General features: G+C 52.2%; 12 protein-coding genes and 1 pseudogene. 10 read left to right on the top strand and 3 right to left on the bottom strand.

The window, feature by feature from the left end:
- Positions 1–144 precede the first annotated feature (144 nt).
- The 5 genes from lpdA to lipB all read left to right on the top strand — a co-directional run bounded on the left by lpdA (position 145) and on the right by lipB (position 5,999).
- Complete coding sequence (gene lpdA / locus IEY46_RS14650; protein ID WP_188992728.1) at positions 145–1,572, top strand: dihydrolipoyl dehydrogenase; 1,428 nt, start codon at positions 145–147, stop codon at positions 1,570–1,572.
- A 225-nt stretch (positions 1,573–1,797) separates the two neighbouring features.
- Positions 1,798–2,832 (top strand): thiamine pyrophosphate-dependent dehydrogenase E1 component subunit alpha, encoded by a 1,035-nt coding sequence (locus IEY46_RS14645; RefSeq protein WP_188992727.1) that lies wholly within the window; start codon positions 1,798–1,800, stop codon positions 2,830–2,832.
- Between the two features lie 2 nt (positions 2,833–2,834).
- Positions 2,835–3,818, top strand: coding sequence for an alpha-ketoacid dehydrogenase subunit beta (locus IEY46_RS14640; RefSeq protein WP_188992726.1), 984 nt, complete (start codon positions 2,835–2,837; stop codon positions 3,816–3,818).
- A gap of 77 nt (positions 3,819–3,895) precedes the next feature.
- Positions 3,896–5,248 carry a dihydrolipoamide acetyltransferase family protein gene (locus IEY46_RS14635; RefSeq protein WP_188992725.1) on the top strand — a complete coding sequence of 451 codons (1,353 nt, stop codon included), beginning with the start codon at positions 3,896–3,898 and terminating at the stop codon, positions 5,246–5,248.
- A 16-nt stretch (positions 5,249–5,264) separates the two neighbouring features.
- Positions 5,265–5,999: a lipoyl(octanoyl) transferase LipB gene (gene lipB / locus IEY46_RS14630; RefSeq protein WP_229750300.1), complete on the top strand. Its 735-nt coding sequence runs from the start codon at positions 5,265–5,267 to the stop codon at positions 5,997–5,999.
- On the opposite strand, the gene prli42 is transcribed toward lipB, so the two are convergent.
- Positions 5,961–6,059, bottom strand: a complete 99-nt coding sequence (gene prli42, locus IEY46_RS37045) for a stressosome-associated protein Prli42 (RefSeq protein ID WP_188992724.1) — start codon at positions 6,057–6,059, stop codon at positions 5,961–5,963. The two genes, lipB and prli42, sit on opposite strands and share 39 nt — an antisense overlap.
- A 76-nt stretch (positions 6,060–6,135) precedes the next feature.
- On the opposite strand from prli42, the gene IEY46_RS14620 reads away from it, so the two are divergent.
- Positions 6,136–7,269 (top strand): M20/M25/M40 family metallo-hydrolase, encoded by a 1,134-nt coding sequence (locus IEY46_RS14620; protein WP_188992723.1) that lies wholly within the window; start codon positions 6,136–6,138, stop codon positions 7,267–7,269.
- Between the two features lie 168 nt (positions 7,270–7,437).
- On the opposite strand, the pseudogene mciZ reads toward IEY46_RS14620, so the two are convergent.
- Positions 7,438–7,509 (bottom strand): annotated as a pseudogene (mciZ, locus tag IEY46_RS37040) (Z-ring formation inhibitor MciZ); the annotation flags it as partial.
- A gap of 182 nt (positions 7,510–7,691) precedes the next feature.
- Between mciZ and IEY46_RS14610 the strand changes: the two are divergent.
- The 4 genes from IEY46_RS14610 to fur all read left to right on the top strand — a co-directional run bounded on the left by IEY46_RS14610 (position 7,692) and on the right by fur (position 10,778).
- Positions 7,692–8,255, top strand: coding sequence for an NUDIX domain-containing protein (locus tag IEY46_RS14610; protein WP_188992721.1), 564 nt, complete (start codon positions 7,692–7,694; stop codon positions 8,253–8,255).
- Complete coding sequence (locus IEY46_RS14605; protein ID WP_188992720.1) at positions 8,255–9,484, top strand: endonuclease Q family protein; 1,230 nt, start codon at positions 8,255–8,257, stop codon at positions 9,482–9,484. The genes IEY46_RS14610 and IEY46_RS14605 overlap by 1 nt, the downstream gene beginning before the upstream one ends.
- 99 nt (positions 9,485–9,583) lie before the next feature.
- Positions 9,584–10,228 carry a stage II sporulation protein M gene (gene spoIIM / locus IEY46_RS14600; RefSeq protein ID WP_188992719.1) on the top strand — a complete coding sequence of 215 codons (645 nt, stop codon included), beginning with the start codon at positions 9,584–9,586 and terminating at the stop codon, positions 10,226–10,228.
- Positions 10,229–10,325: 97 nt separating this feature from the next.
- Complete coding sequence (gene fur, locus IEY46_RS14595; RefSeq protein WP_188992718.1) at positions 10,326–10,778, top strand: ferric iron uptake transcriptional regulator; 453 nt, start codon at positions 10,326–10,328, stop codon at positions 10,776–10,778.
- Positions 10,779–10,901: 123 nt separating this feature from the next.
- Here fur and IEY46_RS14590 read toward each other — a convergent pair whose 3' ends face one another.
- Positions 10,902–12,164, bottom strand: coding sequence for a S8 family peptidase (locus tag IEY46_RS14590; RefSeq protein WP_188992717.1), 1,263 nt, complete (start codon positions 12,162–12,164; stop codon positions 10,902–10,904).
- Between the last annotated feature and the right edge of the window lie 79 nt (positions 12,165–12,243).

Genomic DNA, 12,243 nt, shown 5'->3' with positions numbered 1-12,243 from the left:
CCTCCTCGGCTGTCCATTTGAAAGGGCGGGTTGTTTTCCCTGGCTCAAAAAACAGGTACAATAGAAAAGGGACATGAAAACATCCTGCTTACGCATCTTCTGCATAACCGGCCTCATGGCCCAAACAGCGAAAGGGGAAATAAGATGACCATTCAATGCGATATAGCCATTATCGGCGGGGGTATTGCCGGATATACTGCAGCAATCAGGGCAGCCCAGGCTGGTAAAAAGGTTGTCATTATAGAAAAAGAAAAGCTTGGAGGCACTTGTCTGCATAAGGGCTGCATTCCAAGCAAATCGCTTCTGCGCAGCGCCGAAATTTACGCGACATTGCTCAAGGCGGATACATATGGAATCAAAGTAGCCAAGGACGCCGTGCATTTGGATTTCCCCGGTGTACAGGAACGCAAAATACAAACCGTAGAACAACTTTACAAAGGACTCCAATATTTAATGCGCAAACATGAGATTACAGTTATGGCAGGAGCTGGGCGGGTCATTGGCCCATCGATTTTCTCGCCGCGCAGCGGAAGCGTGGCCGTAGAGCTTGCCGATGGTGAGATGGAAACAGTTGTGCCGCAGCATCTGATTATTGCCACAGGGTCCAGACCGCGAACGCTGCCGGGACTGCCCATTGACTCCTCCCAGGTGATGACCAGTGACGATGCGCTGGTGATGGAGCAGCTTCCGGAATCGATTCTGATTATCGGTGGCGGAGTTATCGGGGTGGAATGGGCTTCAATGCTGATTGACTTCGGCGTTTCGGTCACATTGGTGGAGACGGCTGCACGCCTTCTTCCTGGCGAGGATGCGGAAATCTCCGCAGAGCTCACCAAACAGCTAAGAAAACGCGGAGTCCGCATTTTAACCGGTATTCAACTAAAGCCGGAAACATACGCTTATCAGGAAGGACAAGCATCGCTGGAAGCGGATACTGCAGACGGCCATGTAATTTTGACGGCGGAGAAGCTGCTCGTTTCTGTCGGAAGGCAGGCAAATATAGAAGGAATCGGTCTGGAAAATACCGATATACAGTTGAACCGGGACGTTATTCGTGTCAATAGCCATTTTCAAACTACGGAGCCTCATATTTACGCCATCGGCGATGTGAATGGCGGTCTGCAGCTGGCGCACGCTGCTGCGCATGAGGGGATGACTGCCGTTGATCATCTGCTGGGAAACAAGCAGACGCCGCCTGGTCACGTGCAGATTCCGAGAGCTATTTATACCTCTCCGGAAATTGGCTCGATCGGCTTGACCGAGGAAGAAGCGCGCCGAGAGGGACATGACATCAAAATCGGTAAAATTCCTTTCCAGGCAATCGGCAAGGCTCTGATTCTTGGCCATCCGGAAGGTTTTGCCAAAGTGATCGCGGATAAGAAAACCAACGACATTATCGGGGTTCATCTTGTAGGGCCGCATGCCACGGATTTGCTGTCTGAAGCTTCACTGGCGCTACTGATGAATGCCGCGCCATGGGAAGTCGGACAAGTCATTCATCCTCATCCTACGCTTTCGGAAGCACTCGGTGAGGCGATGCTTGCCGTCGACGGAAAAGCAGCAGTCATTTAAGGTGGGATCGGCACGAATGGGGCCGATTTCTGAACCTTATAGAATTTAAAAGTTTCACGCTTATACATTTCTATAAGGTCTAAGGGAAGAAACTAACTGTGCCGCCAGAGGACGGCGCAGCCGTTTCTTCTTGATTCATTTCCTTTTAAATAAAAGTCGGTTATAATAGGTATAGTCAAGTCTTAGTACCAGGTTATAATAGCAGCCAAAAGGAGGGCATCCCTCATGATACAATCCGAACAACCTTTACAGCAATTCAGACATACCGAGCTCGGATTAACGGACGAGCAAGCCATTGAAATGTATGTGACTATGATGACGGCACGACTGTATGACGAAAGAGGACTGCTGCTGCAGCGGGCAGGTAAAATCAATTTTCACGTATCCGGCATCGGCCAGGAAGCAGCACAGGTAGGAGCAGCTTTCGCGCTGGACCGCGATGTCGATTATTTTCTGCCCTATTACCGCGATTACGCGCTTGTGCTTGCTGTCGGGATGACGCTTCGGGAACTGATGCTATCTGTTTTTGCCAAAGCTGAGGATCCAAACAGCGCCGGCAGACAAATGCCAGGCCATTTTGGCTCCAAGCGTCTGCGCATCGTCACGGGTTCAAGTCCTGTAACGACCCAGGTTCCGCATGCGGTCGGCATTGCTTTGTCAGCGAAGATGAGAAAGCAGAAGCTGGTCAGCTTTGTCACCTTCGGGGAAGGCTCGAGCAATCAGGGTGATTTTCACGAGGGCTGCAATTTTGCAGGCGTTCATAAGCTGCCTGTCATCCTTTTTTGCGAAAATAACCAATATGCGATTTCAGTCCCCCTGCATAAACAGGTAAGCGGACGGATCGCCGACCGGGCGATCGGTTACGGCTTTCCCGGCTACCAGGTGGACGGGAATGATCCGCTGGAGGTCTACCGCATCGTGAAGGAAGCGCGCGAACGCGCCGTTGCCGGCGAGGGTCCTACGCTGATTGAAGCGATGATGTACCGCTTGTCTCCCCATTCAACGTCCGACAATGATCTGGCTTACCGGACGAAGGAAGAAGTGGATGAGAACCGGGCGAAGGACGGCATTCCCCGTTACAGGAATTATCTAACCGAATGCGGCTTGTGGAGCGACGTGCAGGAAGAGGAAATGCACAAGAAGATCAAGGCGATGCTCGATGATGCAACCGCCTATGGAGACAAAGCGCCATTCCAGGCTCCAGAGGATATTCTCCTGCATGTGTACGATGAAGGACAAGGCGAAGGGAGTGGACGCTAAACATGCCGCAAATGGAATATATTGATGCGATCCGCCTCGCAATGAAAGAAGAAATGGAACGCGATGAGAACGTATTTATTCTCGGTGAGGATGTCGGCTACAAAGGCGGCGTATTTACGACCACCAAGGGGCTGCTGGATCAGTTCGGCGAAGCGCGCGTTATGGATACCCCGCTTGCTGAATCGGCTATCGCCGGTGTTGCGATCGGCGCTGCTATGGTCGGGATGAAGCCCATCGCCGAAATGCAATATTCTGATTTTATGTTTCCCGCGACGAATCAAATTATCAGCGAAGCGGCCAAAATCCGCTACCGCTCCAATAATGACTGGTCCTGCCCCATTGTCATCCGCGCCCCTATTGGCGGGGGGATCTTCGGCGGCCTGTACCATTCGCAATGTCCCGAATCTGTATTTTTTGGTACGCCTGGACTGAAGATTGTAACGCCTTATTCGGCTTACGATGCCAAAGGCCTGCTTAAAGCAGCAGTACGCGACCCGGATCCGGTGTTGTTTTTTGAAAACAAGAAATGTTACAAGCTTATCGTAGGAGATGTCCCGGCAGAGGATTATACCGTTCCGATCGGCAAAGCCAATGTGCTGCGCGAAGGAGATGACATTACGGTTATCAGCTATAGCATGCCGCTCCATTTTGCCATGCAAGCGGCCGATGAACTGGCCGAAGAAGGCATTACGGCTCATATTCTTGATCTGAGAACGCTGCAGCCGCTGGACAAGGAAGCTGTGCTGGAAGCAGCCCGCCGTACGGGCAAGGTGCTGATTATCCACGAAGACAACAAATTCGGGGGTGTCGGCGCGGAGGTGTCGGCCATTATTGCGGAGGAAATGCTATATGAACTGGACGCACCGATCATGAGGTTATGCGGACCGGATGTCCCAGCGATGCCTATCAATCCTCCGGGCGAAAAGCATTTTTTGTTGAACAAGGAAAAAGTAAAAGAAGCGATGAGGCATCTGGCACTTTATTAGTGCACGTTCAATGAAGTCCTGGTCGTTCTTTATAACCGAAAGCGGACGTTGAACAACCTGTTCTTAGGAGTGGTGAAATGAAGATCGTGACTGAAATCGTTATGCCGCAGCTTGCCGAATCACTCGTTTCCGCAACGATCGACAAGTGGCTGAAACAGCCGGGCGACACCATTGGAATGTACGAGCCAATTTGCGAAATACTAACAGATAAAGTCAATGCGGAGCTGCCATCCACGTTGGAAGGCACAATCGTGAAAATATTGGTCGGAGCAGGTGAGAATGTGCCAGTAGGCACACCGGTCTGTCTCGTTGAAGTCGAACAGGAGGGGGGGGCTGCTCCCGCCGCCGGGGCGGCATCCGCAGGAGAAACGCAGAGCATCCTGAGCAATGCGGCTTTATCTCAAACAGGTGGCAGCAACACCGGTGGTGGCATGGCAGGAAATCCTGTAACTCAGGAGAGCGGGGATATTAGCATGCGTCATCGCTTCTCGCCCGCTGTGCAGCAGCTGGCAGCGGAGCATAGCGTCAATCTCGCCCATGTTCCGGGCACAGGCTTAGGCGGCCGGATTACTCGCAAGGATGTTCTGGCCTATGTGGAAACGGCAAGCAGTGCCAAAGCGGCTGCGAATGCCCCGGCTGTGCCGCAGATGCAAAACGTCCGCTCCACGGGGCTGCATTTGACGGATACCCCGACGATACCGACCATTGAGGTGGAAGGGCGCTCGACGTCCGGACGGGAGTATTTTATCGATGTGACGCCTGTGCGCAATGCCATCGCCCGCAATATGAAGCTAAGCGCTTCGGAAATTCCCCATGCATGGACGATGATTGAAGTGGATGTGACCAATCTGGTCGTCCTGCGCAATAAGCTTAAGGATGAGTTTATTAAACGCGAAGGCATCAATTTGACCTATCTGGCTTTCATGCTGAAGGCCGTTGTGAATGCGATCAAAGATGTGCCGATTATGAATTCCGTGTGGGCCGTAGACAAGATTGTGGTGAAGCGGGATATCAATCTTGGACTCGCCGTGGGTACAGAAGATGCCGTTAAAGTACCGGTTATTAAAAATGCCGATCAGAAAAATATCGCCGGGCTCGCCCGCGAAATTGATGAACTGGCCCGCAAAACGCGCGAAGGGAAGCTTACGCTGTCCGATATGGAAGGCGGTACCTTCACGGTGAACAACACGGGATCGTTTGGCTCGATCGCTTCGTATCCAATCATCAACTATCCGCAGGCGGCGATCATTACATTCGAATCGATTGTGAAGCGGCCTGTCGTTATCGACGATATGATCGCCGTCCGCTCCATGGCTAATTTATGCCTGTCGCTGGACCACCGGATTCTTGACGGTGTCATCTGCGGCCGTTTCCTGCAGCGCGTAAAGGAAAATCTGGAAGGCTTCAATATGGATACGAAATTGTACTGAGACGAGGCTACCGGTCATGACAAATGAAGCAGTGGCACAGCCACTCGATATCACCTATACGCCGATGCTCGGTTATGCCGAAGCGTGGGATTTGCAAAAAAAATATGTCAAGGAAATCGACAAGGAGGAGCGGAGCGAATCGCTCCTTCTTCTGCAGCATCCCCCGACGTATACGGTAGGATCGCAGAATCATCCGGAGCATTTGCTGTATTCCGAGGAGGAGCTTGCGCAGCGGGGCATCGGCCTGTTCAAGATCGACCGCGGCGGAGATATTACGTACCATGGACCGGGTCAACTGGTAGGCTATCCGCTCCTTTATCTGGATGCGGCCGGGCTTGATCTGCATGGTTATTTACGGAGCCTGGAGCAGGTCTTCATCGATTGGCTTGCCGATTACGGAATCAAAGCGGGGCGGAAATCCGATTATACAGGCGTATGGGTCGACGATAAGAAGATTACCGCGATCGGCGTCAAATTCAATAAAGCAAGGAACCGCCGCGGATTCGTAACAAGCCACGGGTTTGCACTGAATGTGAAACAAGGCATCGCGGAGGATGGTTTCCAGGGGATTATTCCCTGCGGTATTCAGGACTTTGCGGTTACTTCCTTCTCTGATTTGACTGGCCGGCACTTAACCGTAGAACAGGCGGCTGCCGGGATTATCCCGCATTTCTGCCGCCAATTCGGTTATAAAGAATCTGACGTACCGGGCTTATTCGAAAATCCAGCCAAGGCCGACGATCAGAGTTGATAACAGCATAGCCGCTATAAGTATCCAGATAAATACTTTCACAAACCGGTTGGTACGCATGATGGCATGCTCCTTTCCATAATAATAAGATTCCTATTTAACTATTGTATACGATAGAGAAGGACGGTGGAAGAGTATGATCAAAGAGAAACGTCTGGTAGACGAATTTATGGAGCTTGTGCGTGTAGACAGTCAGACTCGGGATGAACGTCAAATATGCGATTTGCTGATCGCCAAGTTTTCGGCGCTTGGCTTGTCCGTGGAAGAGGATGACACGGCATCGAAAACGGGACACGGATCCGGAAATTTATTTGCCATGCTCCCTGCCCAGGGGGCTGACGCCGCTCAGACGATCTTCTTCACTTCCCATATGGATACGGTGATGCCCGGCAATGGAATCAAGCCGCAAGTGGATGCCGACGGCTATATCCGGAGCGACGGCACAACGATTCTGGGCAGCGATGACAAAGCCGGTCTTGCTGCCATGATGGAAGCCATTCGTGTACTTCAGGAAAACGATGTCCCCCATGGGCCGGTCCAATTTGTGATTACAGCAGGAGAGGAATCCGGTCTTGCCGGAGCGAGAGCCATGGACCGCTCCCGGCTGGCTGCTGATTTTGGATATGCCCTGGATTCCAATGGACAGATTGGCGATATTGCAGTTGCCGCTCCTACCCAGGCCAAAATCTCCATCAATATCTTCGGTAAATCGGCTCATGCCGGGGTGAATCCAGAGGATGGTATCAGTGCCATTCAGGTGGCTGGCAAAGCAATCGCCCGGATGAAACTGGGTCGGATCGATCATGAGACAACAGCCAACATCGGGCGGTTTGAAGGCGGCGGCGCGACGAATGTCGTCTGCGATTATGCAAGACTCGACGCAGAAGCGCGGAGCATTGTCCAGGAGAAGCTGGATAAACAGATTGTATCCATGCGCGATGCGGTAGAAAGTACGGTGGCCGATTATGGAGCGAGGGCGGAATTCAACAGCGACATCATCTATCCGGCTTATTCCTATGAAGACGGGGACCCGGTTGTTGAGCTGGCCAAGCAAGCGATCAGGAACATTGGCTGCGTCCCGCGTACCTTTCATTCCGGCGGAGGCAGTGATGCCAATATATTCAACGGGCTTGGCATTCCAACCGTAAACCTAGCTATCGGGTATGAGCATATCCACACAACCAAGGAACAAATCAAAGTTGAGGATTTGGTAAAAACGGCTTCTCTTGTGGTCGAAATTATTGCCCAAGCGGCAAAAAGCAACCATTGACATGAAGAAGACCGGACAGGGATTGTCCGGTCTTCTTATTCATATATGTGCAAAGCGGCGGAATTTTTAACGGCTTGCAGACCGGCGATGCTCCAGATAATCGCCCAGCGTGCTGACGGATTTATTTTTTTGATTGCGGATAGAAGCAGGGCTTTGCTGTACCATTAGTTTGAGCTGATGGCGGATTTCCCACGCTTTGCCGACAAGTGTTAATTGACTTGAGAAGGAATATTGTTTCATCAACTTAACCCCCCTTTAATTATGTATACTCTTTTTGAGGAAATCTTAACCAGTTGAGTTGCGGTTACGCGTCTGCAAGGTTTATGATTCTGCTTATGCATATGCAAAATAACGATCCATTATGCCAAGCTTGTTTAAACGTCATGATAGGCTTGAATACAAATAAGGAGCTGAAGCTGAGAATGCTGAAATATACGGAGGAATATCAGGAAAAAACAATCTCGACTGTGCCGGTTTTCCAAGGAAAAGTGATTTCCCTTCAGGTAGATACGGTGCAGCTGCCAGGCGAAGGAACAGCCACCAGGGAAATTATCCGGCATCCGGGCGCAGCCGCGGTTCTGGCGCTGATTGACGGACGGATGCTTGTTGTGGAGCAATACCGCAAAGCAATGGAGAAATTTCAGGTTGAAATTCCTGCAGGCAAGCTGGATGCAGGTGAGGACCCTATGGAAGCGGCAGCGCGCGAGCTGGAGGAGGAGACGGGATACCGGGCAGGCAAGCTTCGTCCGTTGAGCGCGTTCTATACATCGCCAGGCTTTGCCGACGAGAAGCTCTATCTTTATGTGGCTGAGGATCTGGTGAAGGGGGATAGCCGCCCGGACGAGGATGAATTTCTGGCGGTGGAGTCCCTTTCCTTCGAAGAGGCGCAGCAGTATATCCGCGAGGAGCGTATCAGCGATGCCAAGACGATTCTGGCTGTATATGCCTGGCAGATTTACCGATTGACCGGAGAGATCGGACTGTAATGAAAACATCGAAGTTAGGGCGAGTGTTTGCCGACCTTCATCTGCATATCGGGCGGACGGAAAGCGGCCAGCCGGTAAAAATAAGCGGCAGCCGCGATTTGACCTTCTTTAATATTGCCCATGAAGCCGCCGTCCGCAAAGGAATCGGTCTGCTGGGCATCATAGACTGTCATGCCCCCGGTGTTCAGGAGGATATCGCCAATCTTCTGGAAAGCGGGGAAATGGAAGAGGCCCAGGGCGGCGGTATCCGGTACAAGGAGACGACGATTCTGCTCGGTGCGGAGATCGAAGTCAGAGATGAAGGCTGTGGTCCCGCCCATCATTTGGCATACCTCCCATCCCTTGCAGATATGAAGGAGTTTACGGTCTGGATGTCCCGCCATATGAAGAATGTCAATCTCAGCTCGCAGCGCATTTATGTGCCTGCAGGCGTGCTTCAGCGGGAAGTGAAGGACAGGGGCGGGCTGTTTATTCCGGCCCATATTTTCACGCCGCACAAAAGCTTGTTCGGCAGCTGCTCCGACCGTCTGGACCGTACGCTGGATCCAATGCTTGTCGATGCCGTTGAGCTTGGACTTAGTTCCGACAGTTATATGGCCGGGCTGATCCCTGAGCTGGACGGTCTTCCATTTGTAACGAATTCGGATGCCCATTCCCTGGGAAAGATCGGCCGCGAATACAATGAGCTTCTCATCGCAGAACCTTCCTTTGCCGAACTTGCGCTAGCACTCCGAGGCCTCTCGGGCAGAGCCATCACGGCGAATTACGGGCTGAATCCCGTCTTGGGCAAATACCACCGGACTTACTGCGTGAACTGCGGCGAGCTTGCGGATGAGATAAATGCCGCCGGCCGGTGCGCGCACTGCGGCAGTCTCAAGCAGGTGCGGGGAGTGATGGACCGTATTGAGGAGCTCGCTTTCCAGGCGGGGAGGAATAAACCTGTCGTTCCCGATGACAGGCCACCCTATGTGTACCAGGTTCCGCTGGAATTCATCCCCGGTGTAGGCAAACGGACGATGGACAAGCTGCTGGACCGCTTCGGTACGGAAATGAACATCCTGCATGATGCGAAGGTGAGCGAGATCGCCCAGACGGCGGGAGAAGCAACCGCTTCGGTTATTGCGCGCTCCCGATCGGGAACGTTGAATCTTCTCTCCGGAGGCGGAGGACGGTACGGTAAAGTCACCAGCTCCGAAAGCAGGATAACAGATAGCGCAAACGCTGATTGATTCTTTGTGCTGTGACTTGCCTGACCCAAGATCAGACGGCATAGCGTGGACAGCTTGGACATATAATGAACCATCCGGTCTTATCTGGAGGGATGTTCCATGCGTTCTTCAACGCTTCAGCCGATGATCAAAGACAAGTTGGTCCTGTATGTATTTGTTTGCGTTCTGTTTGTGGTGGGACTCGTATTCGGCGCTCTGCTGGTCAATGCGCTGACTCTGGATCAGCAGCAGGACCTGGCAGGGGATGTACAACAATTCGCCCAACATATTCAGTCAGGGATGCTGCCTGACGCAGCGCAGTCCTTCTGGGACCGGGCGATATTCAACGCCAAATGGATTTTGCTCATCTGGGTGCTTGGATTAACGGTTGTCGGTATGCCGCTTGTGCTGGCCCTTGATTTTTTAAAAGGAGTATTGGTTGGTTTTGCCGTAGGCACATTGGTCAGCCAGCATGAATGGAAGGGGTTGCTTTTCTCGTTGGTATCGGTTGCCCCTGCAAATCTGTTCGTAGTGCCAGCGCTGTTGATCGCCAGCGTTTCTGCGGTATCTTTCTCGATTTATGTGATTAAAAACAGGCTGTTGGGAAGGTATGGCTCCATGAGCCAATCGTTTATCTCGCATACTGCAACCGGGGTATTTATGATTCTTATAGCGGTGGGAGCGGCACTGGTGGAATCGTTCGTATCACCGCTTCTTTTGAAGTGGGCTGCGCCATTGATCTTAGGCATCGGCACCGGATTGTAATCATTCCAGAAAAGTTTGACTTTCCTCGCAATGTGCCCCTATAATTATATCATCCGTTTCCGGTGATAGGCACGAAGCAGTTGCGAGGGGGGAAACCATGGAATCCCGGATTGATAAGATTAAGCAGCAGCTTCAGTCGCAAGGGTACAAGCTGACCCCGCAGCGTGAAGCGACGGTTCGTGTACTGTTGGAAAATGAGGAAGATCATCTGAGCGCGGAAGATGTTTTTATGCTTGTTAAGGATAAGGCGCCAGAGATCGGACTCGCAACTGTATACCGGACGCTAGAGCTGTTGAGTGAGCTGCATGTAGTAGAGAAGCTGAATTTCGGCGACGGGGTAGCGAGATACGATTTGCGAACCGACAATAATAAACATCATCACCACCATCTAATCTGTGTGCAATGCGGATCAATGGACGAAATATTAGAAGATTGGCTTGGTCCACTGGAAGAGCGGCTTGAGCAGGAATATGGATTTTCAGTCATTGACCATCGTCTTGATTTTCAAGGCATTTGCAGCCGCTGCAGAACAAAAAACGAGCAACAATAAACTCTCATGGTGCGCCGCCTCTTCAATTGGGAAGGCAGCGACGCACATATGGGAGTTTTTTTGAAAATATTAGACAGTATATAAAGTTATCACCTACACCAGCACATGGACGGCGTCTGCCGTTTATCGTTTTTGTTGGTGTATGGGCGCAAGTCCCCCAGCCAGGAGAAGCGGCGGGGAAGAGCTGTTAGGGTGCGGTGCCAGGCGTCGTTTACCTTGTTGATTGCGGGTTTCCGCCGCCTTAGCAGCATTTAGCAATCCACTGCCCTGGGACAGCTGGCTGAAGCCCGGCAGAGGCCGTGCGGTTGATTCCAGGCGCCGCTTGACAGCCGCGGGCGTAAGCCTGGGCCGCAGCGACAGCAGCAGTGCGGCTGTGCCGGCCGCATGAGGGCAGGACATGCTGGTGCCGGACAGAATCTTATATCCACCGTTTAGCCAAGTCGATTTAATATTGCTTCCGGGGGCTGTGATGGCTATTCCTTTACCTCTGCTGCTGAAGGAAGCGATCTTGTTGCGGCGGGTTGATGCGGCTACCGCAATGACTTCAGGATAACGGCCGGGTTCATCGATCCTGCCGCTTGACCGTCCGTTATTGCCGGCAGAGGCGACGATTACCGTACCCTTCCGGTAGGCGCGACGGACCGCATCCCGCAGAGCCCGGCTGGACCCACCCTCGAGCCCAAAGCTCATATTGATTATCGGGATTTTTTTCTTGCTGCACCACTCGATGCCTTCTATGATATCCGATATATAGCCCTCGCCATTAGCGTCCAGCGCTTTGATTGCGTAGAGCCTGGCTCTTGGAGCGGCACCTGGAATTTGGCCGTTTGTTCCCAGCGCGGCTGCGATACCCGCGACATGGGTCCCATGGCCGTTATCATCCAGGAAGGATCCGCCGTTGATCGTATTAATTCCTCCAGCAATACGTAAGTCCGGGTGTTTCGCGATTCCTGTATCAATAATACCGATCCCGGTCTCATTGCCTCGCGTCCGAGGCCATACCCTGGGAGCTTTGATCCGGCAAATGTTCCAGGTGACTGCGGGCAGTTTGCAGCGGGTGTTCTGATCCTTGCTATTTTTTATCCGGCGTGCGGGCAATCTGCTTTGGGGCAGGCCGTGTGCTTTCATTTTATAATCGGGCTCCACGTATTCCACTTGGGGATGGGCATTCAGCGCATGCAGCCGATTTCGGTGTTTAGGGTGGACATGGCAGCAGATCGCGTTGCTTTCCCGCATGCATTTGACGGGTGTAATGCCCTGTTTTGACAGTTCCTTCATTACTTTTTGGTACTGTGAGCGATGTTTAAAACCGATTAAGGTGCGAATGGTGTTCGATGTTTCTCCGCCAGAAATACAGCTTTCCAGCAACCGTTCCAGCTTTCGCAAGATGTGACCTCCCACAATCATAAACTTCTTGGTCTATTGTATGGGGGCGGATGATTGCGGGCGTGGGTGTATGCCGTCT

The sequence above is a fragment of the Paenibacillus nasutitermitis genome (assembly GCF_014641075.1).
In the GTDB taxonomy this organism is placed as follows: domain Bacteria; phylum Bacillota; class Bacilli; order Paenibacillales; family Paenibacillaceae; genus Paenibacillus_Z; species Paenibacillus_Z nasutitermitis.
Note: the sequence above shows the minus strand (reverse complement) of the source record. Positions and strands in the feature narration are given on the sequence as shown.

Bases quoted from the DNA above. Each gene is read 5' to 3' on its own strand.
- lpdA (WP_188992728.1), top strand. From the start codon at position 145: ATGACCATTCAATGCGATATAGCCATTATCGGCGGGGGTATTGCCGGA.
- IEY46_RS14645 (WP_188992727.1), top strand. From the start codon at position 1,798: ATGATACAATCCGAACAACCTTTACAGCAATTCAGACATACCGAGCTC.
- IEY46_RS14640 (WP_188992726.1), top strand. From the start codon at position 2,835: ATGCCGCAAATGGAATATATTGATGCGATCCGCCTCGCAATGAAAGAA.
- IEY46_RS14635 (WP_188992725.1), top strand. From the start codon at position 3,896: ATGAAGATCGTGACTGAAATCGTTATGCCGCAGCTTGCCGAATCACTC.
- lipB (WP_229750300.1), top strand. From the start codon at position 5,265: ATGACAAATGAAGCAGTGGCACAGCCACTCGATATCACCTATACGCCG.
- prli42 (WP_188992724.1), bottom strand. From the start codon at position 6,059: ATGCGTACCAACCGGTTTGTGAAAGTATTTATCTGGATACTTATAGCG.
- IEY46_RS14620 (WP_188992723.1), top strand. From the start codon at position 6,136: ATGATCAAAGAGAAACGTCTGGTAGACGAATTTATGGAGCTTGTGCGT.
- IEY46_RS14610 (WP_188992721.1), top strand. From the start codon at position 7,692: ATGCTGAAATATACGGAGGAATATCAGGAAAAAACAATCTCGACTGTG.
- IEY46_RS14605 (WP_188992720.1), top strand. From the start codon at position 8,255: ATGAAAACATCGAAGTTAGGGCGAGTGTTTGCCGACCTTCATCTGCAT.
- spoIIM (WP_188992719.1), top strand. From the start codon at position 9,584: ATGCGTTCTTCAACGCTTCAGCCGATGATCAAAGACAAGTTGGTCCTG.
- fur (WP_188992718.1), top strand. From the start codon at position 10,326: ATGGAATCCCGGATTGATAAGATTAAGCAGCAGCTTCAGTCGCAAGGG.